The following is a 23,925-nucleotide window of genomic DNA, read 5'->3' as shown; positions in this document are numbered from 1 at the left end:
GGTCAAGCCTCGTGGCGGATCAGGTTGAGCAGTTCTTCGCCGTAATGGTCGATCTTGGCCGTGCCCATGCCGGTGATGCTGGCCAGCAGGCCGTGGCTGACCGGGCGGACTTCAGCCAGCTCGCGCAAGGTCTTGTCGTGCAGGATGACGTAGGCCGGTACGCCTTGTTCGCGCGCTGTGTCGGCCCGCCATTTGCGCAGCAACTGGAATAAAGCATCATCGGCCGGCGACAAATCACTCTGCACGACGCTGCTCCGGCTGGTCGTCGATTTGCGCTTGGCCGGGCGACGCAATTGAACGCGGCGCTGGCCCTTGAGCACTTCGCGGGCGGCATCGGTCAGTTGCAAGGCGCCATGTTCGGCCATGTCGACATGGACCAGCCCGGCGGCGGCGAGTTGGCGGAAAACGCTTTTCCAGCCGTGATCGTCGAGTTCATTGCCGACGCCGAAAGTTGGTAGTTTGTCGTGACCGTACTGCTGCATGCGTTCATTCATCTTGCCGCGCAGCACGTCGGTCAGGTGGGTGACACCGAAGCGCATGCCGGTGCGAAAAATGGCCGACAAGGCTTTTTGCGCCGCTTGCGTGCCATCCCACAACTCAGGGGGATCGAGGCAGACGTCGCAATTGCCGCAGGGCTCACGGTTTTCGGCAAAGTAGTTGAGCAGCACCTGGCGACGGCAGCGCGGCGCTTCGCAATAGGCGAGTAGCGCGGTCAACCGTTGGGATTCGAGGACTTTCTGGCCTTCGGCGGCACCCGATTCGGCAATCCGGGCGTGCTGCAATGCGACGTCCTGCATGCCATAAGCCATCCAGGCTTCGGCTGCTTCGCCATCGCGGCCGGCACGACCGGTTTCCTGATAATAGGCTTCGATGCTTTTCGGTAGATCAAGGTGGGCGACGAAGCGGACATCAGGCTTGTCGATACCCATGCCGAAGGCGATCGTCGCACACATGATGAGGCCTTCCTCGCGCAGGAAACGGCGCTGGTTGGCGGCACGCTCCGGTGCCGGCAGGCCGGCATGGTAGGGCAGCGCCGGGTAACCTTGAGCCGACAGCCACTCGGCGGTTTCCTCGACCTTCTTGCGCGACAGGCAATAGACGATGCCGGCCTGGCCGCGTCGTCCGGTCAGGAAGCCGAGCAACTGCTTCTTGGCATTGTCCTTTTCGACCACGGTGTAGCGGATGTTCGGGCGGTCGAAGCTGGAGAGAAAAACCCGTGCTTCGGTCAGGCCGAGGCGGGCCAGCATTTCGTTCTGCGTCGCCGTGTCGGCCGTCGCCGTCAGGGCGATCCGGGGGACGTTCGGGTAACGCTGGTGCAGCGTCGACAACTGCAAGTATTCCGGCCGGAAATCGTGGCCCCATTGCGAAACGCAGTGCGCTTCATCGATGGCGAACAGTGACAGCTTGCCGGCTTCGTAGAGGCTGTCGATCATCGCCAGCGTGCGGTCGAGCAGCAGGCGCTCCGGGGCGATGTAAACGAGATCGAGTGTGCCGTTGAAAATGGCCTGTTCGATGGCCTGGGCTTCGCGCCAGTCGAGCGTCGAATTCAGGCAGGCGGCGCGGACACCGAGTTGGGTCAGGGCATCGACCTGGTCCTGCATCAGCGCGATCAACGGTGAAACGACAATGGCGCAGCCGGGGCGGAGCAGGGCAGGGATCTGGAAACAGAGACTCTTGCCGCCGCCGGTCGGCATCAGCACCAGGGCGTCGCCACCCGTGCTGACGTGCTCGATGATTTCGGCCTGGGCGCCACGGAAAGCGGGATAGCCGAAAACATCGCGCAGGATATCGAGCGCATTTCTTGCCCCGGTGGGGCTCTGCATGCTTGCTGCGGTCGACACCGGATTAAGGCCGATTTTCAGGCAGGATGGCTTCGCGGCTCAGCGCCTCGCCATCCCAGATCAGGCATTCACCGCGTTCTTCATGCCAGTCGGCGAGCACCCAGCGTTCGACATGGATGCCATCGACGATGTGGTCGTGCTTGGCCGGTTGGTGCGTGTGGCCGTGAATGAAGGTGGCGTAACCGTGTTCGCGCAGGAAATCGTCGGTCGCATCGGCCTGCAGGTCAGTGTAGGGGTTGTCCTTGTCGCGCTGGCTGGACTCGCTGACCTCGCGCATGTGGGTGGCGATGGCGCGGCGCTCGGCGAGCGGCTTGGCGAGGAGGGCCGCCTGCCAGTCAGGATTGCGGACTTGCGTCCGGAAAGTCATGTAGGCCGTGTCGTCCAGGCACAGGGCATCGCCATGCGAGAGCACAAACTGCCATTCCGCGGTGGACAGGACATAAGGGTCGGAAATCAGCCGAATGCCGCTGGCTTCGGCAAATCCTGCACCGAGCAGGAAATCGCGATTGCCGTGCAGCAGGCTGATGCGCAGGCCGGCATCGCTTGCGGCGCGCAGGGCGGCGACAATTTCGGCGTTGAACTCGTCGTCGATATCGTCGTCACCGATCCAGGCTTCAAAAAAATCGCCCAGGATGTACAACTCATCGGCTTGCCGTGCACGGCTGCCGATGAACTGGAGAAACAAACGAGTCGCCCCGGGAGACCGGGGCGACAGGTGCAGATCGGAGATGAAGAAGATCAAACGATCTCGGCCTTCTCGATGATCACGTCTTCCTTTGGCACGTCCTGATGGAAACCCTTGTTGCCGGTGGCCACGGCGCGGATCTTGTCGACCACATCCATGCCTTCGACGACTTCACCGAAAACGCAGTAGCCCCAGCCCTGGCCGCTCGGTGCCTTGAAATCGAGGAAGTCGTTGTCGACGGTGTTGATGAAGAACTGGGCGGTCGCCGAGTGCGGGTCGTTGGTGCGCGCCATGGCGATGCTGCCACGCTTGTTCTTCAGGCCGTTGGCGGCTTCGTTCTCGATCGGTGCCTGGCATTCCTTCTGGTTCATGCCGGGTTCCATGCCGCCGCCCTGGATCATGAAGTTCTTGATCACGCGGTGGAAGATGGTGTTGTTGTAATGGCCGGCTTCAACGTAGGAAATGAAGTTGGCAACCGTCTTCGGGGCCTTCTCGGCATCCAGATTGAGGGTGATGACACCGTGGTTGGTGGTGAGCTTGATCATTGGGTAATCCTTACTTTTCGGAGATGATTTTGACGTTCTGAATAGTGACAGGCGTCGTCGGAACGTTCTGGTAATAGCCTGCGTTGCCGGTTGGCACCTTGGCAATCTTGTCGACCACATCCATGCCCTGGACAACCTTGCCGAATACGGCATAGCCCCAACCGCGCGGGTCGCCGGTGGTTTTGTGGTTGAGGAAATCGTTGTCCTTCAGGTTGATGAAGAACTGGACGCGGGCCGAGTGCGGATCCTGGGTGCGCGCCATGGCAACCGTGCCACGATCATTGGTCAGGCCATTGGTCGCTTCGTTCTGCAGGGCCGGTGTGCGGGTTTTCTTTTCTTCCATGGAAGAATTGAAACCGCCGCCCTGGATCATGAAGCCATCGATCACACGATGGAAAACGGTGGCTTCGTAGAAGCCGTGCTTGGCGTTGTAGAGGAACATCTCAACGGTCTTCGGTGCTTTCTCCGGAAACAGTTCGAGGGTGAATTTGCCCAGATTGGTCGTCATTTCGACGGTCGGGGCTGCAAGGGCGATGGCCGAGACCAACAGGCCGGCTGCCAGTGCGGATACTTTTTTCAACATCAGGCACTTCCTTCGTAAATGATTTTCCATTTGCCATCTTCGCGCAGCCAGTACTGGCGTTTTTTCATCTGATTGTTCAGATTGTTGCTGCGGTAATCCTGATCGAAGGTGACGACGACAACTTCTTCCTTGCCCGGATTGCGGAAGACCGACAGTTTGTCGAGCTTGACCTTGATCCATTCCTTGCCGGCATTGACCTGGCGCTTCTGGGCGGCAAACTGATCGAAATTCTGCTCGGCCGACTTGAATCGCTTCGAATAATGCTTGAGGTAGCGTTCGGTGTCGCGGCTTTCCCAATCGGCGCGCCAGGCGTCGATGGTCTTGTTCAGGTCGTTGCGTTCCTTGTTCCAGTCATCCAGCGACAGCCATTCGACCGAATTGCTGATGATGACGGGCGTCAGGCCAACCTGAAGGTTCTTGGCGACAGCTTCGAGGTCCTGGTTGGTCAGTACGACACAGCCATCGGAGGCGCGCGGCGGACGAGCAAAAGTATCGGACGGTGTGCCGTGCAGCCAGATGCCGCTGCCGCCCCGTCCCTGCCGCTTGTCCCACTCATTGGGATAGTTGATCGGAAAAGCGCCGCTGCCATAAAGGTCAGCCAGTTTTTGCTTGGGCAGATTGGCCGTGACGTGATAAACCCCGATCGGTGTTTTCTTGTCGCCTTCAGACAGTTTTTCTGCACCCAGCTTGCCTTGGGTGACGTAATAGTCAGCGACAAACCGCGGGCGTCCGCCGTTTGCGACATCGTTCTCATAGACGTAAAGGCGCGAGCGCTTGGTGTCGACGACGATGGCAAAACGCTGGTCGGCCGGCATTTGCAGGAGGTAGCGGGGAATGAAGCTGGCTTCCGGCTTCTCCCGGTATCCCTTCAGGCGAGCAATGGCCTCGCCGCGCAAGTCGGCGACCTTGTCGCTGGGCGCATCGCTCAAGGCGCCAAAAGTCTGGATCGGCTTTGTTCGGGCCAGCAACAAATCGCCCCGGATCAGGTGAGCCAGGCGATAGTTGGGATGCTGCTTCAACAAGGCTTCGGTCTGTTGAAGCGCATTGTTCAGGCGATTTCCTTCGATTTCCTTGAAAATCCTGGCCAGTTGCGCTTCCGGACCGGCATCCGAGACGGTGACCGGAAGACTTTGTCCGCTGCGTTGCGGATTATTTCCAGCGATGTCCTTGGCGAAGGATTGCCCAGCCGGCATGAAGCCGGCCAGGCAGGTTGCCAGCCAGATACTGATTAACTTGCGGCCCTGCATCAACGAGAGTTTTCTTCCTTGATCAGCCACTTGTTACCCGAGCGGACGAGAACCAGTGTCTTGGTGGTCGAGGTGCTCAGGTTGGTTGCCTGGTAATGCTGGCGGAACTTGGCCGTTGCCTTGTCGCCATTGACCGAGATCTGCGGCGTGTCGTAGGTCACGGAAATCTTGCCGGACTTGCCTGCAATACGGTCTTCGCGTTCGCTTTCCCAGACCTTGCGGCTGACACCCTTGGGGGTGTTGAAATCGGCCGCATAGGCCCCCAGGTAGGCGCGCATGTCCTTGCGCGACCAGGCGCTGGCCCAGGCAGCAACAGCCTTGGCTACATCATCGTTGGCGCTGTCGGCACGGGCTGGCTCGGCAACCGGCGCCGGCTTGCTTTCGGCTGTCTTGACCGGTGCGGCAGAGGACGTCGATGCGGCACCCGGGGTGCTTGAAACGACGCTGGCCGTTGGTGCTGCAGTCGGTGTGGCAGGCTTGGCCGCTGCGACGGGGGCGGGTGCCGGCGCTGCGGCGACCGGTGCGCTTGCCGCTTGCGGTTTGCTGCCCGGTTTGCTGGATGTTGTGATGAGGTCGCGAATCAGCGCCAGTTTGTTTTGCGTCGTGGCATTCGAATTGTCGAGTTGGAGTGCCTTGTCATAAGCCTGGCTGGCCAGCTTGGCGTAAATGTCACCCAGGTTTTCGTAGGCGATGGCGTAGGAAGGATGAGTCCTTATGGCCATTTCAAGTGCTGTGCGGGCTTTGTCGTATTGCTTCTGCTGGGCGTAAAGAACGGCCAGGTTGTTATACGGCTCCGGGAGCTCCGGGTAGTCTTCGGTCAGCTTGGTGAATACGCCGACGGCTTCCGGCAGCTTGTTCATTTCGGTGAAGATCAGACCCTTCAGGAAGCGGCCTTGAGCGTCTTTCGGACGGCTGCTCAGATAGGCATCCACTTTTTCGAGCGCCTGCGGATATTGGCCTTGTTTGATCAGTCGCTGGACTTCCGGCAGGTTGTCGGCAAAGGATGGCGCGGCAAAGCCGATGGCCAAGCCAATAGCCAGTGCACGCAGCGTCTTGAGCTGCTGAAAGCGGGGCTGGGGCAGGATTTTCGAGGTCATCGCTATGTTATACTTTGCGTGGTTTGACAATCCTCAAATTCTACCAAACATACTGCTCTTTCCATAGGGAAAGCAGCCTCGCAGCCAGACGAATTTACCCCCGCATGCTCAAAATTTACAATTCCCTCAAGCGGGAAAAACAACTCTTTACCCCGATCGAACCTAACAAGGTTCGCATGTATGTTTGCGGGATGACCGTCTATGATTATTGCCATCTCGGGCACGCCCGGGTCATGGTTGTTTTCGACATGGTTTATCGCTGGTTGAAGACTTCCGGTTACGACGTGACGTATGTCCGGAACATTACCGACATCGATGACAAGATTATTCGCCGGGCTGCCGAAAATGGCGAAACGATTCTTCAACTGACCGATCGTTTCATTGCCTGCATGCATGAAGATGCCGATGCGCTGGGTGTGCTGCGTCCGGACCACGAGCCGCGGGCTACCGAATTCGTTCCGGAAATGCTCGACCTGATCGACAAGTTGCAGGCGCGTGGCCTGGCCTATCAGGCGCAGGATGGCGATGTGAATTACGCCGTTCGCAAGTTCGAGGGGTACGGCAAGCTGTCCGGCAAATCGCTCGATGATTTGCGGGCTGGCGAGCGGGTCGAGGTCGATTCTGCCAAGCAGGACCCGCTCGATTTCGTGCTCTGGAAGCATGCCAAGCCAGGCGAGCCGGCTTGGGAGTCACCGTGGGGCAGTGGGCGGCCGGGTTGGCACATCGAGTGCTCGGCGATGAGCTCGAAATTGCTCGGCAATCATTTCGATATTCATGGTGGCGGCCAGGATCTGCAGTTCCCCCATCACGAAAATGAGATTGCCCAGTCGGAAGGCGCGCATGAGTGCTCTTTCGTCAATTACTGGATGCATAACGGCTTTGTCCGGGTCGACAACGAAAAAATGTCGAAATCGCTCGGCAATTTCTTCACGATTCGTACCGTGCTTGAAACCTACGATGCCGAAGTGGTGCGTTTCTTCATTCTGCGCGCTCATTACCGGAGTCCGCTGAATTATTCCGATGCGCATCTCGATGATGCGCGGCGCAGTCTGGATAGCCTGTATTTTGCTTTGCGCGATGTGCCGCCTGCCGCGGTCGACATCGACTGGACGCATGATTTCGCAGCTCGTTTTGCTGCAGCCCTGAATGAGGATTTCGATTCGCACGGCGCTATTTCGGTTCTTTTCGAACTGGCCGGTGAGGTCAATCGTCAGCGCAGCGCCGAGCTTTCCGGTCTGCTCAAGGCTTTGGGGCGCGTGATCGGCCTGCTTGAACGGGATCCGGTGGCTTATCTGCAGGGTGGTCCGGTGGCTGAAGGCGGTCTGGATGAGGCCGCGATCGAGGCCATGATCGCCGATCGTGCTGCCGCCAAGCAGGCACGCAATTTCGCCGAGGCCGATCGTTTGCGCGATGTCCTGAAAGAAGCAGGCATCGTGCTGGACGACAGTCCGCAAGGAACAAGCTGGCGACGCGCCTGACAATAAAAAACGGCCCGTGAAAACGGGCCGTTTTTACAGGTCGACCGTGCGACTTACTTCAAGACCTTGCCGCCAGCGCCGATCACGGTCAGTTCGACAAAGCGCGAGCCAAGCCGGTTGCTGGGGCCGTAATTGATCCGGTATCCACCCAGATCGACATTGTTCATGCCTTCCAGTGCCGCCATCAGTTTTTCACGGCTCAGATCCTTGCCGGCACGTCTCAAGCCTTCGACCATCGTCTTGGCCGTGATGAAGGCTTCGATCCCGTAGTAGGAGTTCGTGCCGGGCTTGCTGAGCAGCTTCTGGTATTCACGGACGACCGGAACGACATCGTTCCACGGGTAGGGAGCAACCTGCGAAATGCCGATGCCACGGGCGTCCGGGCCGAGTTCCTGGACAAGTTGTTCGGTGCCGACCGGAGAAAGCGTCATGAACATCGGATTCTGGCCGATTTTCTTCATGCCTTTGACGAAAGCCGCGGTTGGTTTGTAGAGCGTGACCATTACCACGGCCTGCGGATTGGCTTTGGTGATCGGCTCAATTGCTTTGCTGACATCAAGCGAGTTGCGTTCGACGGTGCCAACGGCCGAAGGTGTCAGGTTGTGTTTCTTGAGTGCTGCGGTCACGCCATCCAGACCGGACTTGCCGAAGCCGTCATTCTGGTAAAACACGGCAATATTCTTCAGGCCGAGCGAAACAAGCTGATTGACGATGGCTTCGGTTTCGTCGGCGTAACTGGCGCGCACGTTGAACATGTAACGGGCATTCGGGTTGCTGGTCGTGCTTTCACGCAGCGATGTGGCCCCCGAAATCGTGCCGACCAGCGGAACCTTGGCGGGGCCGAAAACGGTGTTCATGGCTTCGGTGGTCGGGCTCGAGCCATAATAGGCGAGCAGGGCAAAAGCGTGTTTTTCACCAATCAGGGTTTTGGTGTTGGCCAGAGTCCGGTCTGTTTCGTAGCCATCATCGAGGGCAACCAGTTCAAGCTTGCGGCCATGGATGCCGCCGGTCTTGTTGATGTGCTCAAAGTAGGTCTGGATGGTCTGGCGCATGTCAATGCCGTAGGCACCGGTCGGGCCGGAAAAGGGGGCTGACATGCCGAGGGTGATGGTGCTGTCGGTGATGCCCGGATCAGCGGCCCAGCCCAGTGCTGAAAAGGCGATTGTGCCAACGGTGATGAGCCGCTTCAGTAGTCGCATTGTTCATCTTCCCCTAAATTGTTTTGACGATTCTAACAGCCGGAAGTGGCTGGGGGGAACAGGTCGTACCTTTACTTTGGTAATAAGTTGATCCTGCGGTCGACGCCATGCAAAGGGCCAAAATGAAATTGCCCCGCCGATGCAGAACATTCTGTGGGCGGGGCAATGCGTCAGGTCAGCGATCTGGCCTGCGAGCGGATCAGTCGCCGAAAAATTCCTTGACCTTGTCCATCCATGATTTGGCGCGTGGGTTGTGGCTGGCGTTGTTCTCGCGGCTGGATTCTTCCAGCTCCTTAAGCAACTCCTTCTGACGGTCGGTGAGATTGACCGGCGTTTCGACCACGACATGACACATTAGATCGCCGTGCGTGTGGCTGCGGACACCTTTGATGCCCTTGCCGCGCAGGCGGAAGACACGACCGGATTGCGTTTCGGCCGGAATCTTGATCGCTGCGGCACCGTCCAGCGTCGGGATTTCGATCTCGCCACCGAGTGCTGCGGTGGTGAAGGAAATCGGCATTTCACAATGCAGGTCGTTGTGATCACGGGTGAACACGGCGTGCTGCTTGAGGTGAATCTGGACGTAAAGATCGCCCGGCGGGCCACCATTGACGCCATGTTCGCCTTCGCCGGCCAGCCTGATGCGATCGCCCTCGTCGACACCTGCCGGAATCTTGACGGCCAGCGTCTTGTGCTGCTTGATGCGTCCGGCGCCGCCACACGATTTGCAGGGGTCGGCAATGAAGCGACCGGTGCCGTGACACTTGTGGCAACTTTGCTGGATCGAGAAGAAGCCCTGCTGCAGGCGAACCTGGCCGGAGCCCTGGCAGGTCGGGCAGGTTTTAGGCTGGGTGCCGGCTTTGGCGCCGCTGCCATTACACGGTTCGCAGACTTCCATGGTCGGAATGCGAATCTTGGTTTCCGTCCCGTGAGCAGCCTGTTCGAGCGTGATTTCAAGGTTGTAGCGCAGGTCGGCGCCACGATAGATGTTCGAGCGGCCACCGCCGCCGCCACCTGCACGGCCACCGAAGATTTCATCGAAAATGCCGCCAAAGGCATCGGCAAATCCACCGCCACCACCACCGAAGCCGCCGCCCATGCCGGACTGCGGGTCAACGCCGGCATGGCCGTACTGGTCGTAGGCCGCGCGTTTCTGGCCATCCGAAAGAATTTCGTAGGCTTCCTTGGCTTCCTTGAATTTTTCCTCCGCCGCCGGATTGTCCGGGTTGCGGTCGGGGTGGTGCTTCATGGCCTGCTTGCGATAGGCCTTCTTGATCTCGTCTTCGCTGGCGTCGCGGTTGACGCCAAGAATTTCGTAAAAATCGCGTTTTGACATAGCTGTTTCCGACTGAGGCTGTGCAAAGGCCGGATTAAGCGGTGCGATCGCATCCGCTTGAATCCGGCCACTTAGAACGGCGCGATAGCGTCCGTTTTAAGCCTTCTTGTCCTTGTTCACTTCCGTGAATTCGGCATCAACCACATCGCCTTCAACCGTCTTTTCACCTTGCGGCTGAGCGCCTGCTGCACCACCGGCGGCACCGGCAGCGCCAGCTTCAGCCTGTTGCTGGGCGTACATCTTTTCACCCAGCTTCTGGGCTGCAGCAGAGAGTGCTTCGGTCTTGGCGGTGATGACTTCCTTGTCGCCGTCGCGCAGCACGTCTTCGACGTCCTTGATGGCCTTTTCGATGGCTTCCTTCTCGGCCGCATCGAGCTTGTCGCCGTACTCGGTCAGCGACTTCTTGACCATGTGCACCATGCCGTCAGCCTGGTTGCGGGCATCGGCCAGCTCGTGCACCTTCTTGTCTTCCTCGGCGTGCAGTTCGGCATCCTTCACCATGCGCTGAATTTCTTCTTCGCTCAGGCCGGAGTTAGCCTTGATGGTGATTTTGTTTTCCTTGCCGGTGGCCTTGTCCTTGGCGGTGACGTGCATGATGCCGTTGGCGTCGATGTCGAAGATGACTTCGATCTGCGGCGTGCCGCGCGGTGCCGGCGGGATGCCTTCGAGGTTGAACTGGCCGAGGCTCTTGTTGCCGGAAGCCACTTCGCGCTCACCCTGCAGCACGTGGATGGTTACGGCGGACTGGCTGTCGTCGGCGGTCGAGAAGACTTGCGACGCCTTGGTCGGGATCGTCGTGTTCTTCTGGATCAGCTTGGTCATGATGCCGCCCAGGGTTTCGATACCGAGGGAGAGCGGGGTAACGTCGAGCAGCAGCACGTCCTTGACTTCACCTTGCAGCACGCCGCCCTGGATGGCTGCGCCAACGGCAACGGCTTCGTCCGGGTTCACGTCCTTGCGCGGTTCGCGACCGAAGATTTCCTTAACCTTCTCCTGCACCTTCGGCATGCGTGATTGACCGCCGACCAGGATCACGTCGTCGATATCACCGATCTTGCAGCCGGCGTCCTTCAGAGCGGTGACGCAAGGGGCGACGGTACGCTCGACCAATTCGTCGACCAGCGATTCGAACTTGGCACGGGTGATCTTCAGTGCCAGGTGCTTCGGACCGGAAGCATCGGCGGTGATGTAGGGCAGGTTGACTTCGGTCTGCTGGCTGGAAGACAGCTCGATCTTGGCCTTTTCAGCGGCTTCCTTGAGGCGCTGCAGGGCCAGCACGTCAGCCTTGAGGTTGACGCCGGATTCCTTCTTGAATTCCTCGATGATGTAGTCGATCAGGCGCTGGTCGAAGTCTTCGCCGCCGAGGAAGGTGTCACCGTTGGTGGCCAGCACTTCGAACTGCTTTTCACCGTCGACATTGGCGATTTCGATGATCGAGATGTCGAAGGTGCCGCCGCCGAGGTCGTATACGGCGATCTTGCGATCCTTGCCGGCGGCCTTGTCCATACCGAAAGCCAGTGCAGCAGCAGTCGGCTCGTTGATGATGCGTTTGACTTCCAGGCCAGCGATGCGGCCGGCGTCCTTGGTGGCCTGGCGCTGGCTGTCGTTGAAGTAGGCCGGTACGGTGATGACCGCTTCGGTCACTTCTTCGCCGAGGTAGTCTTCGGCGGTCTTCTTCATCTTGCGCAGCACTTCGGCGGACACCTGTTGCGGGGCGATCTTCTTGTCACGGACGGAAACCCAGGCGTCACCGTTGTCGGCCTTGACGATGCTGTACGGCATCAGGCTGATGTCCTTCTGCACTTCCTTTTCTTCGAAGCGGCGACCGATCAGGCGCTTGACGGCGTAGAGCGTGTTTTTCGGATTGGTCACGGCCTGACGCTTGGCCGGAGCACCGGACAGGATTTCGCCATCTTCGGCGTAGCCGATGATCGACGGGGTGGTGCGTGCGCCTTCGGCGTTTTCGATGACTTTCGGCTGGCCGCCTTCCATGATGGCAACGCAGCTGTTGGTGGTGCCAAGGTCAATACCAATGATTTTGCCCATGATGTGTTCCTTTACTAAATACGAATAAATTGGTGATGTTCTGGAGTTGGGGACGATGCCCCGAATTTCAAGACTTCGGCTTGGCAACCATGACCAGGGCCGGGCGCAGCACGCGCTCGGCGATCAGGTAGCCCTTCTGGAGGACGGTGACGACGGTATTTGCATCTTGTTCCGAGTCGACCATGCCAATCGCCTGGTGCTTGTGCGGATCGAATTTTTCGCCGGCCGGATTGACCTCGTTCAGCGCGTTTTTCTCAAAGGCGGCAACGAGTTGCTTGAGCGTCAGTTCGACACCCGACTTGAAGCTGTCGACTGTTTGCTCCGGGACGGCCAGTGCGGCTTCAAGGCTGTCCTTGACGGCCAACAGTTCGCCGGCAAATTTTTCGACGGCGAACTTGTGCGCCTTCGAAATGTCTTCCTGTGCACGACGGCGGATGTTTTCGCCTTCGGCCTTGGCGCGTAGCCATGCATCGTAGTGTTCGGCCGCTTTCAGTTCAAGCTGGCGGAATTGCTCCTCGATGCTGGGCAGGGTGTCGACGTTGTCGCTGGTCGGTGTTTCAACGGCCGCTTCGGCCGTCGCTTCGTTGCCGAGCGGGAGTTCCTGGGTGTGTTCTGGGTTGGACATCTATGTTTCTCCAAAAAAGCTGCTTCAATACATCGGGGCGAGTTGGTCGAATTCAAGAGCCGCGTTAAAGATTCTTTACTGTTCATGAAATGCGCGCGAACGCCTCGCGTGCTACGATAAAAACCTTGGAAAGCGTTGCAGGGATTGAATGGAAACGATCGGCAAATATCGGGTGGTGCGTGAATTGGGCAAAGGGGCGACTGCTACGGTCTACCTCTGTGATGACCCTGATTCCGATCGCCAGCTTGCCGTCAAGGTGATCCGCTTCGGCAAGGATTCCGCCGCCATGTCGCGCCGTTTGCGCAAGCTTTTCCAGAACGAAGGCATGGTTTCGAAAAGGATGAATCACCCGAACATCGTTCAGGTTTATGACGCGGTGGTCGAAGAGGATTTCGCCTATCTCGCCATGGAGTACGTCAAGGGCTTCAGCCTTGAGGAGCATTGCAGCATTGATAATCTGCTGCCGATGCACCGGGTCATTGGCATTATCTTCAAGTGCTGCATGGCGCTCGATAGTGCTTATCGCCAGGGCATCATTCATCGTGACATCAAACCGGCCAATATCATGATCGGCGAAGATGACGAGCCGAAGATCGCCGATTTTGGCCTGGCCTTGAATATGAACAAGGACATGGATCGGGATTCGACTTTCATCATGGGGGTCGGCTCTCCTGCCTATATGTCGCCGGAGCAGATCAAGGGTTATCCGCTGAACCAGAAAACCGATCTGTATTCGCTCGGCGTGGTGATGTTTCAGTGCCTGACCGGGCGCTTGCCGTTTCGTGCGGCGAATCAGGCGACGCTGGTTTTTCGGATCATCAATTCAGAGGCGCCGGCGGTCACCGCGCTCAATCCGAATTTGCCGGAAGGCCTCAACGCAGTCATGCGCAAGGCGCTGGAGAAGGATCTCTACAGCCGCTACAAGAATGGTGCCGATTTCGCCAAGGATCTGTCTGCCGTGCGCTATCAGATTCTCGAAGAAGATGAAACGGCCCAGGATGACCGTCACTTCGAAATGCTGCGCCGGCTCGATTTTTTCACCGAGTTTGAAAATATCGAAATCTGGGAAGTCCTGCGCGTTGCCGTCTGGCGTGAAGTGGGCCCGAATGTGGCGATTGTCCGTGAAGGCGAGCGCAACAAGATGTTCGGCATCATCATTTCCGGCTGTGTCGAAATCTCGATTGAACGCAAAGTGCTTTGCCGTCTTGGCGCCAGCGAGCCTGTCGGCGAAGTGGCGTTTTTGCATCCGGCAAGCGATCAGCGCCATGCCAGTGCGGTGACGCTGGAGCCGACCCTGTTCCTCGAAATCAATGCCTCAGCGCTGGCTTTGTCGTCGGAAGAGTTGCTTGAGCGCATGCGCAACGCCTTGCTGGCCAGAATGATTCAGCGCCTGCGCGAGGTTAACCGGATTGCCGCTGCTCAAGGGCAGCCGGCGGTGGAGGTCGGTGCCGGTTCGATTACAGCCATGACCCGTTCCCGTTTGGGCGGTGGCTTGGATTTTGAACTGACGCCGATGTGAAAACCGCCTCCTGAGAGGCGGCTTTCAACGTTGTCGCGGCAGGTTCGCCGGATCAGACCTTGAATCGACCGACCATCGCCGCCAAGCCTTCTGCCAGGCGCTTCAGGTCGTGTGCTGCCCCTGCCGTCTGCTCAACCGTGCCGGTATTGTCTCTGGCCATGCCGGCGATCGCTTCGATGCTGGCTTCAACGTCGCTCGATACGCGGCGCTGCTGATCGGTCGCCGAAGCGATTGCATCCAGACCATGGCCTACTTCTGTGACTGAACCATTGGTCGCCTGGAGTACGTTCGATACCGTGGATACCGCGCTCTGGCTGCTTTCCAGGTGATCCAGGCCTTCCTCGATACTGCGTCGCACGGCAACCGATTGGGCGCTCAAGCTGGCCGTGATCGCATCGATCTCACTGGCTGAGCGGGACGATTTTTCAGCCAGCTTGCGGACTTCGTCGGCCACCACGGCAAACCCTCGGCCTTGTTCGCCGGCTCGGGCTGCTTCGATGGCGGCGTTGAGTGCCAGCAAGTTGGTTTGCTCGGCAATGTCTTTCACTTCCCGTGTCATCAACGTGATCGACTCTGTATTGCGCACAAAGTCATTCACCGAATTGGCCATTTCCTTGACGGCACGTTCGACAACGCTCATTTCGTCAAGCAGGACCTCGAGGTTGCGGCTGCCTTCGTTGGCGCGTGCCAGGCTTTCCTGTGACTGGTGCTGCACATGGCCGGCACTTTGGGCGATTGAAGAAATGCTGGAGACCAGTTCTTCGACGGCCGAAGCAGCCTGTCCGGATTTTTCGTTTTGCAGATGGGAGCTTTGCGAGACGCGGTCAGCACTTTCCGAGAGCGATGCAACACGCGCCGAAACCTGTGTTGCCGAATCGCGAACCTGGCTGACCAGTTGCTGGAAATTGTCCATCATTTCGTTGAAGACAAAGGCGGACTGGCCTACCTCATCCTTGCCTTTGACCGGCAGGCGGCGCGTCAGGTCGCCTTCGCCGCGGGCAATGTCACGCAGGCCCTTGCGCAGTTCTTCCAGCGGTACGGTGACGAAGTGCTGGGTCAGCAGGTAAATGATGACCAGCAGGGCACCCAGAGCGCCCAGGGCTACGCCGGCAATTTTCAGCCGGAAGGCGGCGACTTCTGCCTCGACCGAATCGAGTGATACTTTCATGCTGACCACGCCGAGTACCGTGCCTTCCGGAACCTGATGGCAGAGTACGCAATCCTTGCCGAGATAATTTTTCGATGCCTTGGTCGGGTTGATGACATGCAGGGATGAGCTGCCGTTCTCCGACTCCAGCGAGACATACGGCGTACCGGAGGTCATGACCTGCTGTTCCAGCGGGGTGAGTTCGCGTTTGGCTTTGGCATCCGGACCGTAAAGTTTCGAAACGGCTTCGCTGCGTGCAACGTGCAGATCCTTGATGATGGTCAGTTGCTTGATCTGGTCGAGGAAAACTTCGCGCTGGCCAACAGTGCCGGTGATCATCATGCCGGTCAGGCCGGCCATGGTCATTTCATGAATGCTTTGGGAAAAATCCTGTGCCTGGCGAATGGCGGTTTCTCGATTGACCTGGGTGGTCCAGATAATTGCTCCGACCCAGATGATTGCCAGAGCGAGCCAGATTGCGGCCGTTAGTCGTACCCAAATCTTCAAGTCGGCAAAGCGCGGCATGGTTGAATCCCTTGTTATGAAGCTGCGTTTATCAGGCAGTCAGGTCTATTTGCTGGATTGTGCCAGCCCTGCCATCTTCCTGCAAAAAAATTCCAGAACTGCGAACCTGTCCCAGTAATTCATTGTTCTGGTTTTTCAGGTCGAAGGGTGATGCGATGTGATTTAAAGCGATGGCCCCGACATTGGCTTCGGCCAGCGATTGAAAAGCATCCTCGCCATTGGCTTTGTGTGACCATATTTGTAGTTTTTTGTAATAACTGTCATTTTCGTCAATCCAGCCGTTTCTGTCACTATCCAGCGCGTTTAATTCTGAAAAACCATCACCTGTCGTCGGGCCGAAAAGTTCTTGGCCGTTATTGATTTTCCCGTCCTCGTTACGATCGAAAACCAGGAATCCGCTACCGGGAGCGACGAAGTTGATGTTTTCTGTTTTTCCGTCGGCATTCAGGTCGAAGGCGAAACGTTGATCGATCAACTGCGCCGCCGGTCCGGCAAAATTCAGCACAAGTGGGTCTGTTTTCTGGGCTGCGTTGCCCAAGTGCAGGTTCGTCTCGCTTTCCTCGTGGTAATGGCGTGCCATCGTCCATTGGAGGTCGAAGCTGATTTCCTGGCCATCGGCTGTCTTGACGCTGCCGCTGATCAATACCGCCGTCTGTTCGGATTCTGTATAGGACTCGTGGCGTTGGTAGTCGATGGCGTAGTCGGCAGCCAGTGTATTGCTGGCTGTTTGGCCTGCATCATCGTTAACCCGGGCCTGGAGCTTGGCGGCATCGAAAACTCGAATTTTGTATCCCGTCAGGAATTCGAGCATGCGACGAATCAAATTCAGTTGCGGATCGCGGTCGACCGCGGAATCGCTTGTGGCACTCCCTGATTCAGCCGCCTGGATGTTTTTCCCCTGGTCTGACAGATCAACCGGGTCGTTGGCGGGCAAGGTCGAACGGGGCGATCCCGTGGTGATTCTCAGGGATTCGCTCCGCTTGTATTGTTCCTGGCTGGCGTGTGCTGACGCCATGGTGAGGTTGGCGCTGGCGATTTTCATGGCAATTCCATCCAGTGTGTTTTGACACACTGTTAACGGCAGCCATGGGGAAAAGCTTAATTTTTGGGCAGATTGGCCATGCCCCAGCGCTTCAGGGCGTTCAGATCGAGTGCGCCGCTTTGTCGGGCAATTTCGCGTCCGCTGCTGAACATGATCAGGGTTGGAATGCTTCGAATGCCGAAGCGGGCGGCCAGGCCGGGGGCGCGTTCGGTGTCGACCTTGGCCAGGCGCAGTACCGGTTCCAGTTCGCTGGCGGCCTGGGTGAAGGCCGGTGCCATCGAGCGGCAGGGGCCACACCATGGCGCCCAGAAATCAACGAGCATCGGGACATCGTTGCGGCTGATCCAGCGGTCGAAGTCATTTTCGCCGAGTTCTTGCGGTCGACCGCAGAAAACGGGGTTTTTGCATTGCCCGCAGCTTGGCGATTCGTGCTGGCGAGCGATCGGCAAACGGTTGACTGCTGCGCAATGGGAGCAGACGAGGTGGATGTTTTCTGGCATGGCGCGCTCCCCGTACGGTGTGTTCATGGCACCCGATGTGGGGTTGGCATGGCCAATCTCAAGTTCGGGCGCCGTGTTTGAAGGCTTCCCTGGCGCCGATTTCGAGTTGTCGGGGATCGAACGGCTGGCGTGTGTCCCAGCCGCCTAATTGCCGTTCAACCAGGTTGGCCAGGGCAGCAATCCATGCGGCATCTTCGTTCAAGGCTGGAATGTAGTGATATGCCTGGCCGCCCGCCGCGATGAAGTCGTCACGCCCTTCCAGGGCGATTTCTTCCAGTGTCTCGAGGCAATCGGCCGTGAAGCCAGGGCAAATTACATCCAGCCGTTTGGTGCCTTCCTTGCCCAGTGCATGCAGGGTTGGGGCGGTATAAGGTTGCAGCCACTCGGCTTTGCCGAAGCGCGACTGGAAGCAGAGGCGGTATTGTTCGGGCTTGAGCTGCAGGCGTTCGGCCAGCAGGCGGCCGGTTTTGTGGCATTCGCAGAAATACGGATCGCCGAGGTCCAGGCTGCGCTTGGGCAGGCCATGGAAGCTGATCAGCAGGCGATCATCCGGGCCGAGCGGTCCCGCTGTCTGCCAATGTTGGCGGACCGACGTTTCAAGCGCGGCAAGATAGCCTTCGTCATCATGGAAGTTGCGCACGAAACGCATTTCCGGCTGGTTGCGCAATTGAAGCAGCCAGCGGCAGGCTTCATCGACGACCGTAGCTGTCGTGCTCGCCGCATACTGCGGATACATCGGAACCAGCAGGATGCGTGTTGCGCCGTTGGCTTTGAGGTGTGCCAGCATTTCCGGAACAGAGCGCGTTCCATAGCGCATCGCCCAGTCGACCGTGACATGATGACCCCGTTCGCCAAGCAGGCCTTTGAGCAATTTGGCCTGGCGTTCGGTATGAACACGCAGAGGCGAGCCTTCCTTCATCCACACGGAAGCGTATTTTGCCGCCGACTTTTTCGGGCGGATATTGAGGATGATGCCGTTCAGAATCAGCCACCAGATTGCCTTGGGAATTTCGACAACACGCGGGTCGGAAAGAAATTCCTTGAGGTAGCGACGCAGGGCTGGAGCACTGGCTTCGTCGGGCGTGCCAAGGTTAACGATGAGAATGGCGGTCGACGACGGCGTGCCGTGGCGATGTGGCGGTTCCGGCAGGTAACGGGACATTAGTTGTTGCTCTGGTAGGTAAGGGCGCTGGACAGCAGGCGGGCGGTGATGTCGACGATGGGAATGACGCGTTCGTAAGCCATGCGGGTTGGGCCGATGACACCGACCGAGCCGACGATCTGGCCATCGACCGTGTAGGGGGCGGTAACGACGCTGCATTCATCGAGCGGGGCAATGCCCGATTCGCCACCGATATAGATCTGGACGCCTTCGGCCCGGTTCGAGACTTCAAGCAGGCGGATCAGGCTGGAGCGCTGCTCGAACAGGTCGAACAGTTCGCGCAGTCGCTTCATGTTGGAGGACAGGTCTTCAACGCCGAGCAGGTTGCGTTCGCCGCTGATGACGTAAGGTGTCGCGTTTTCGGACATGGCAGCATCGCCGGCTTCGAGCGTCATTGCCATCAGCGGCTTGATGTCTTCGCGCAATTGCTGGATTTCAACCGACAGGCGCTGGCGTATTTGTTCGAAATCCAGGCCGGCAAAATTCTGGTTGAGGTAATTCGCGGCGCTGACCAGTTCGGCTGGCGAATAGGATTTTTCGCTGGTCAGGATGCGGTTTTGCACATCGCCGTCTGTTGTGACGATGATCAGCAGGATGCGTTTTTCGGACAGGCTGAGGAATTCGATCTGGCGAATCCGGCTGCTTGCCCGGCGCGGCGCGATGACTACGCCGGCGAACTGGGTCAGGCCGGAGAGCAGTTGCGAGGCGCTGGAGATGATTTGCTTGGATGGCTGGCCTTGCAGCGCTTCTTCCATTTCACCCATCTGGCGCGCTTCGAGCGGGCGCACGGTGAGCAGACTGTCGACAAACAGGCGATAGCCGCGGGCGGTCGGAATGCGGCCGGCCGAGGTGTGCGGGCTGGCGACAAAACCGGCGTCTTCCAGGTCGGCCATGACGTTACGGATCGTCGCCGGCGACAGGTCGAGACCGGAAAAGCGTGAAAGGGCGCGCGAACCAACCGGCTGACCATCAGCGATATAGTGTTCGACCAGCGCCTTGAGAAGGGTTCTTGAGCGTTCATCCAGCATGGCAGAGCATTGTACAAAAAAGCAGAGTGCGCGCGACAAGGCATTTTTATGCAAAAATCCCGAACATGAATAGAAGCTTCGCTTCCTGTCGCTCGCCCCGGACCATCGCGCTGGTCGGCAAATATCACAGCATGGAAATTGCCGAGTCCTTGCGTCGACTGGCTGAATACCTGCACGAACGCGGAGTTTCGGTCTTTATCGAACGAGAAACTTCGGAACATATCGGGCGCAAGGTCGATTTGTCGCGCTGGGTCACCTGCGGATTCAACGATATCGGGGCGCATGCCGACCTGGCCATCGTGCTCGGCGGCGATGGCACCATGCTCAATGCCGCTCGCCGCCTGGCCCGCTATCGTGTGCCTTTGGTCGGGGTCAATCAGGGGCGGCTCGGTTTCATGACCGATATTGCCCGGGACGACATGTTGACCTGCATGGACGATCTGCTCGACGGTCGTTTCCAGGAAGAAAAGCGGATGCTGATTTCCGCCGAGGTGATTCGCGACGGCAAGGAAATCGCGTCGAACATGGCATTGAATGATGTCGTGATCGACAAGGGCGCCATTGGCCGGATGATCGAATTCGAACTGTTTATCGACGGCGAATTCATTTATAACCTGCGTTCTGACGGCCTGATCGTCTCGACGCCAACCGGTTCGACGGCGTATTCGATGTCGGCCGGCGGGCCGATCATGCACCCGACGCTGGCCGGTATTGCGCTGGTCCCGCTTTGTCCGCATGCCTTGACCAATCGCCCGATCATCGTCAACGACAGTGCCGATATCGAATTGCGTGTCGTCAACGCCGATGATCCGCGTGTGCACTTCGACGGCCAGGTGACGCTCGATCTGGCGCGTGACGATTGCGTCCGTCTGAAACGTTCTGAATACACCATCTGTTTCCTGCATCCGCCGGGCTACAGCTATTTCGCCATGCTGCGCCAGAAACTGCACTGGAGCGAACGGCCCAAAGGTCCCTGATGCTGCGTCACCTGACTATTCGCGATTTCGTCATCGTTGATCGCCTTGAGCTTGAGTTTTCGACTGGTTTTGGCGCGTTGACCGGGGAAACCGGGGCCGGCAAGTCGATTTTGATCGATGCTTTGGCACTGGCGCTTGGTGAGCGTGCCGATGCCGGGGTGATTCGCTCCGGCTGCGAAAAAGCCGAAGTGGCGGCGACTTTCGATGTGGCCCGCCTGCCGGCAGTGGCTGCCTGGCTCAAGGCCAATGATCTTGAGGGTGATGATGAGTTGCTGCTGCGTCGCGTGGTTGACGCTGGCGGTCGTTCGCGGGCCTACATCAACGGATCTCCGGCAACGGCGCAACAATTACGCGAAGTGGGTGAATGGCTGGTCGATATCCACGGTCAACATGCACACCAGTCGCTTTTGCGCAGCGATGCCCAGCGTAATCTGCTCGATGCACATGCCGGCTTGGGCGGACTGGTCCGTGACGTCGGTGCGGCTTTTCGCCAGTGGCGCGAGCTGGACCAGACGTTGCGCGCAGCCAGCGAAGGGGCCGAAGCGCTGCAGCGCGAACGTGAGCAACTCGAGTGGCAGGTTCGTGAGCTCGATACGCTGGCTTTCACGGTCGACGAGTGGGCAACGCTTGATCTTGAACATCGTCGCCTTGGTCATGCGGCCAGCCTGATTGAAGGCGCACAGTTTGCAATTGGGTTGCTTTCGGACGACGACGGGGCGTGCGAACGTCAGATCGATAGCGTAGCCACACGTTTGTCCAGTCTTGCCGAATACGATCCGGCGCTGGAAGAGGTGGCCGGATTGGTTGCTTCGGTTCAGGCCGAGCTTTCCGAGGCTGTTTCGACCTTGCGGCGTTACGCCGATCGGGCCGATCTGGACCCGGCCCGCCTGGCCGAGGTCGAGCGGCGGATGGATGCCGTCATGGCGGCGGCGCGCAAGTATCGCGTTCAGCCGCAGGAATTGCCCGCGCTATTGTCGGGGTGGCGCGAGCGTTTGGCCGCATTGCAGGCGTCGGCTGATTTGCTGGCTCTTGAAAAGCGCGTCGCTGCGGCACGGCAGGCCTTCCTGCAGCAAGCCGGCGAGTTGTCCGGCGGGCGCCGTCAGGCGGCCGAAGCAATGGGGCTGGCGGTCAGCCAGGTCATGCGCCAGTTGGCGCTTTCGTCCGGCCGTTTCGAGGTCGCCTTGCTGCCGGTCGGCGATGGCGCGGTCTACGGGCTTGAACAGGTTGAATTCCGTATCGGCGGATTGGCGGGCAATGAAGCCAAGCCGCTGGCCAAGGTGGCATCCGGCGGCGAATTGTCGCGTATCAGTCTGGCGATCCAGGTGCTGACTTCGCGCTCGGCCAGCGTTCAGACCCTGATTTTTGACGAGGTCGATGTCGGGATTGGTGGCGGCGTCGCTGAAATCGTCGGCCGCTTGCTCAATGAACTGGGCGGCGAACGCCAGGTTTTGTGCGTCACGCATTTGCCGCAGGTCGCAGCTCAGGCCAACTGGCAGTGGCAGGTCAGCAAGGCCTTGCGCGATGGCGTTACGCTAAGTGCCATCCAGTCGCTTGATTCAGCCGGGCGTGTTCAGGAAATTGCCCGGATGCTGGGCGGAGTCGAAATTACCGACATCACCCTTCAACATGCGCGCGAATTGCTACGTTTGAAATAAGGCATATTTCCCCGGTCGACCGGGGAAATTACCCAAATCCTGACTATCTCAGAGAATATTCTGGATCAGCCGGATAGCAGCGAGTACTGCCAGCACCAGGAAAAACGCCCCGCTGACTCGGTGAATCCAGACCAGGGGCAGGCGATGCAGGAGTTTTTGGCCGGCCATTACGCCAAGAGCGGAGGTCGTTGCCAGCGCCAGCGTTGCTCCCGTCCAGACGGCCAGCGTATTGCTCGTGCTCCCCATGCCGGCCACGGCAATCTGGGTTTTGTCACCGAATTCGGCCAGAAAGATCAGCAGGAAAGTTGTGGCGAAGACATTGTGGCCGGATTTTTCCTCAATATCCTCGTCGTCCTCTTCTTCCTTGTAGCGCAAGGCGCTGATGCCGAACACGGCAAACAGCAAACCAACCGCCGCGGTGACGACCCACTCGGGAAGCCAGGCAGCAACGGCGGCGCCAAACAGGACGGCCAGCAGGTTCAGAATGGCAAAGGCGGCTACTGCGCCGAGAATGACTGGGAGAGGACGATGGCGCGCGGCCAGGGTCATGCAGACGAGTTGGCTTTTATCGCCGAATTCAGCCAGTGCAATCAGCAAAAAAGTGGCTCCTGCCGAAGAGAGCCAGGCTCCCGCCAGCATGCCGGAAAAATCAGTCATCAGAATTTACTCAGACTTCTCTTCGGTCTTGCTGCGATGCGGGCAGGCTGTCTTGGTGCATTGGGCGTAGAGATACAGGGCATGATCCTGAATGGCAAAACCACGTTCTTCGGCGATGGCATTCTGGCGCTTTTCAATTTCGGGGTCGTAAAACTCTTCGACCCGCCCGCAATCGATGCACACCAGATGATCGTGATGCTTGCCGTGGTTGATTTCGAAAACCGCCTTGCCGGATTCGAAGAAGTGGCGCTCAAGCAGGCCGGCTTGTTCAAATTGCGTCAGAACGCGATAGACAGTGGCCAGGCCAATATCCATGTTTTCATTGATGAGCATGCGATAGACGTCTTCCGCCGTCATGTGGCGGACATTGCTTTTTTCGAAAAGCTCAAGAATTTTCAGGCGCGGAAAGGTGGCTTTCAGGCCCATATTCTTAAGGCTTTGGGGGTCGCTCATCGTTAAATATCCAAAAATTGTTGGGGCAGGGCCAGGGGCGAATTCGGGTATGATATACCGCTTCAAAGGTGTTTGAGAAACTCCGGAATCCCGCATGCTCCGCTCCCGCTTACTGCTTTCTGTCGCATTCTGTGCGCTTCTGGGGGCTTGTACTTACAAGCCCGGCTTTATTAACGAGTACAAGATTGATATCCAGCAGGGCAATGTCCTGTCACAGGAAATGGTCGCCCAGCTCAAGCCGGGGCAGACGCGAGACCAGGTGCGCTTTCTCCTTGGCTCACCCATGATCACCGATGTTTTCCATCAACAGCGCTGGGATTACGTCTATCGCTACCAGAATGGCCAGACTGGCAAGGTCGAGTCTCGCAAATTCGCCGCATTCTTCAATGCGGATGGCTTGCTTGAGCGTGTCGGCGGCGATGTGGCTGTGGCCGATGTCGCCGAATTGACGGCACCGCCTCCGCAGTCGCGTTTGGTCGATCTGGGATCCCTGCCGGAAGATCTTGCTGACAAGCCGCTGCCGCCGCGCGAGGAGCCAAGCTATTTTCGTCGTTTCATGAATTTGATGGGGTTTTGAT

The 23,925-nt window shown here is 58.4% G+C and carries 22 protein-coding genes; 5 read left to right on the top strand and 17 right to left on the bottom strand.

The window, feature by feature from the left end:
- Window positions 1-2 precede the first annotated feature (2 nt).
- Genes recQ through KI614_RS11455 form a run of 6 tightly spaced genes read right to left on the bottom strand, consistent with a single transcriptional unit; the run spans window position 3 to window position 5,998 of the window.
- Window positions 3-1,823: a DNA helicase RecQ gene (recQ, locus tag KI614_RS11480; RefSeq protein WP_226405875.1), complete on the bottom strand. Its 1,821-nt coding sequence runs from the start codon at window positions 1,821-1,823 to the stop codon at window positions 3-5.
- Window positions 1,824-1,845: 22 nt separating this feature from the next.
- Window positions 1,846-2,526: a UDP-2,3-diacylglucosamine diphosphatase gene (locus tag KI614_RS11475; RefSeq protein ID WP_413464150.1), complete on the bottom strand. Its 681-nt coding sequence runs from the start codon at window positions 2,524-2,526 to the stop codon at window positions 1,846-1,848.
- A 53-nt stretch (window positions 2,527-2,579) separates the two neighbouring features.
- Window positions 2,580-3,071, bottom strand: a complete 492-nt coding sequence (locus tag KI614_RS11470) for a peptidylprolyl isomerase (protein WP_226405873.1) — start codon at window positions 3,069-3,071, stop codon at window positions 2,580-2,582.
- 10 nt (window positions 3,072-3,081) lie between these two features.
- A complete protein-coding gene (locus tag KI614_RS11465; protein WP_226405872.1) occupies window positions 3,082-3,654 on the bottom strand; it encodes a peptidylprolyl isomerase in 573 nt (190 codons plus the stop codon).
- A complete protein-coding gene (locus tag KI614_RS11460) occupies window positions 3,654-4,931 on the bottom strand; it encodes a L,D-transpeptidase family protein (RefSeq protein WP_226405871.1) in 1,278 nt (425 codons plus the stop codon). The genes KI614_RS11465 and KI614_RS11460 overlap by 1 nt, the downstream gene beginning before the upstream one ends.
- Window positions 4,901-5,998 carry a tetratricopeptide repeat protein gene (locus tag KI614_RS11455; protein ID WP_226405870.1) on the bottom strand — a complete coding sequence of 366 codons (1,098 nt, stop codon included), beginning with the start codon at window positions 5,996-5,998 and terminating at the stop codon, window positions 4,901-4,903. Before KI614_RS11455 ends, KI614_RS11460 begins: the two co-directional genes overlap by 31 nt.
- A 104-nt stretch (window positions 5,999-6,102) precedes the next feature.
- On the opposite strand from KI614_RS11455, the gene cysS reads away from it, so the two are divergent.
- A complete protein-coding gene (gene cysS, locus KI614_RS11450) occupies window positions 6,103-7,476 on the top strand; it encodes a cysteine--tRNA ligase (RefSeq protein WP_226405869.1) in 1,374 nt (457 codons plus the stop codon).
- A gap of 53 nt (window positions 7,477-7,529) precedes the next feature.
- Here cysS and KI614_RS11445 read toward each other — a convergent pair whose 3' ends face one another.
- From KI614_RS11445 to grpE, 4 genes are all read right to left on the bottom strand, one after another.
- Window positions 7,530-8,675, bottom strand: coding sequence for an ABC transporter substrate-binding protein (locus tag KI614_RS11445; protein WP_226405868.1), 1,146 nt, complete (start codon window positions 8,673-8,675; stop codon window positions 7,530-7,532).
- A 199-nt stretch (window positions 8,676-8,874) separates the two neighbouring features.
- Window positions 8,875-10,011, bottom strand: coding sequence for a molecular chaperone DnaJ (gene dnaJ, locus KI614_RS11440; protein WP_203467175.1), 1,137 nt, complete (start codon window positions 10,009-10,011; stop codon window positions 8,875-8,877).
- A gap of 96 nt (window positions 10,012-10,107) precedes the next feature.
- Window positions 10,108-12,057 carry a molecular chaperone DnaK gene (dnaK, locus tag KI614_RS11435; protein ID WP_226405867.1) on the bottom strand — a complete coding sequence of 650 codons (1,950 nt, stop codon included), beginning with the start codon at window positions 12,055-12,057 and terminating at the stop codon, window positions 10,108-10,110.
- A gap of 67 nt (window positions 12,058-12,124) precedes the next feature.
- Window positions 12,125-12,682: a nucleotide exchange factor GrpE gene (gene grpE / locus KI614_RS11430; protein ID WP_226405866.1), complete on the bottom strand. Its 558-nt coding sequence runs from the start codon at window positions 12,680-12,682 to the stop codon at window positions 12,125-12,127.
- Window positions 12,683-12,830: 148 nt separating this feature from the next.
- On the opposite strand from grpE, the gene KI614_RS11425 reads away from it, so the two are divergent.
- Window positions 12,831-14,201, top strand: coding sequence for a protein kinase domain-containing protein (locus KI614_RS11425; protein ID WP_226405865.1), 1,371 nt, complete (start codon window positions 12,831-12,833; stop codon window positions 14,199-14,201).
- A gap of 52 nt (window positions 14,202-14,253) precedes the next feature.
- On the opposite strand, the gene KI614_RS11420 is transcribed toward KI614_RS11425, so the two are convergent.
- From KI614_RS11420 to hrcA, 5 genes are all read right to left on the bottom strand, one after another.
- On the bottom strand, window positions 14,254-15,873 hold the full coding sequence (locus KI614_RS11420) for a methyl-accepting chemotaxis protein (protein WP_226405864.1): 1,620 nt from the start codon (window positions 15,871-15,873) through the stop codon (window positions 14,254-14,256).
- A gap of 31 nt (window positions 15,874-15,904) precedes the next feature.
- Complete coding sequence (locus KI614_RS11415) at window positions 15,905-16,684, bottom strand: VCBS repeat-containing protein (RefSeq protein ID WP_226405863.1); 780 nt, start codon at window positions 16,682-16,684, stop codon at window positions 15,905-15,907.
- A 287-nt stretch (window positions 16,685-16,971) separates the two neighbouring features.
- Entirely contained in the window at window positions 16,972-17,415 is a 444-nt protein-coding gene (trxC, locus tag KI614_RS11410; RefSeq protein ID WP_226405862.1) for a thioredoxin TrxC, read from the bottom strand.
- Window positions 17,416-17,473: 58 nt separating this feature from the next.
- Window positions 17,474-18,577, bottom strand: coding sequence for a ferrochelatase (gene hemH, locus KI614_RS11405; protein ID WP_226405861.1), 1,104 nt, complete (start codon window positions 18,575-18,577; stop codon window positions 17,474-17,476).
- Window positions 18,577-19,605, bottom strand: a complete 1,029-nt coding sequence (hrcA, locus tag KI614_RS11400) for a heat-inducible transcriptional repressor HrcA (protein ID WP_226405860.1) — start codon at window positions 19,603-19,605, stop codon at window positions 18,577-18,579. Before hrcA ends, hemH begins: the two co-directional genes overlap by 1 nt.
- 65 nt (window positions 19,606-19,670) lie before the next feature.
- Here hrcA and KI614_RS11395 point away from each other — a divergent pair, with 65 nt between their 5' ends.
- Window positions 19,671-20,582 carry an NAD kinase gene (locus KI614_RS11395; RefSeq protein ID WP_226405859.1) on the top strand — a complete coding sequence of 304 codons (912 nt, stop codon included), beginning with the start codon at window positions 19,671-19,673 and terminating at the stop codon, window positions 20,580-20,582.
- Window positions 20,582-22,237: a DNA repair protein RecN gene (gene recN / locus KI614_RS11390; RefSeq protein WP_226405858.1), complete on the top strand. Its 1,656-nt coding sequence runs from the start codon at window positions 20,582-20,584 to the stop codon at window positions 22,235-22,237. Before KI614_RS11395 ends, recN begins: the two co-directional genes overlap by 1 nt.
- A gap of 48 nt (window positions 22,238-22,285) precedes the next feature.
- On the opposite strand, the gene KI614_RS11385 is transcribed toward recN, so the two are convergent.
- Together KI614_RS11385 and fur are read right to left on the bottom strand one after the other, a co-directional pair.
- Window positions 22,286-22,894: a TMEM165/GDT1 family protein gene (locus tag KI614_RS11385; protein ID WP_226405857.1), complete on the bottom strand. Its 609-nt coding sequence runs from the start codon at window positions 22,892-22,894 to the stop codon at window positions 22,286-22,288.
- A 6-nt stretch (window positions 22,895-22,900) separates the two neighbouring features.
- Window positions 22,901-23,347 carry a ferric iron uptake transcriptional regulator gene (gene fur / locus KI614_RS11380; RefSeq protein WP_203467163.1) on the bottom strand — a complete coding sequence of 149 codons (447 nt, stop codon included), beginning with the start codon at window positions 23,345-23,347 and terminating at the stop codon, window positions 22,901-22,903.
- Between the two features lie 94 nt (window positions 23,348-23,441).
- On the opposite strand from fur, the gene KI614_RS11375 reads away from it, so the two are divergent.
- Window positions 23,442-23,924: an outer membrane protein assembly factor BamE gene (locus tag KI614_RS11375; protein WP_226405856.1), complete on the top strand. Its 483-nt coding sequence runs from the start codon at window positions 23,442-23,444 to the stop codon at window positions 23,922-23,924.
- Window position 23,925 lies beyond the last annotated feature (1 nt).

Source organism: Dechloromonas denitrificans, assembly GCF_020510665.1.
In the GTDB taxonomy this organism is placed as follows: domain Bacteria; phylum Pseudomonadota; class Gammaproteobacteria; order Burkholderiales; family Rhodocyclaceae; genus Azonexus; species Azonexus denitrificans_B.
The sequence above is the reverse complement of the archived record's forward strand: the minus strand, read 5'-3'. Positions and strand labels throughout refer to the sequence as shown.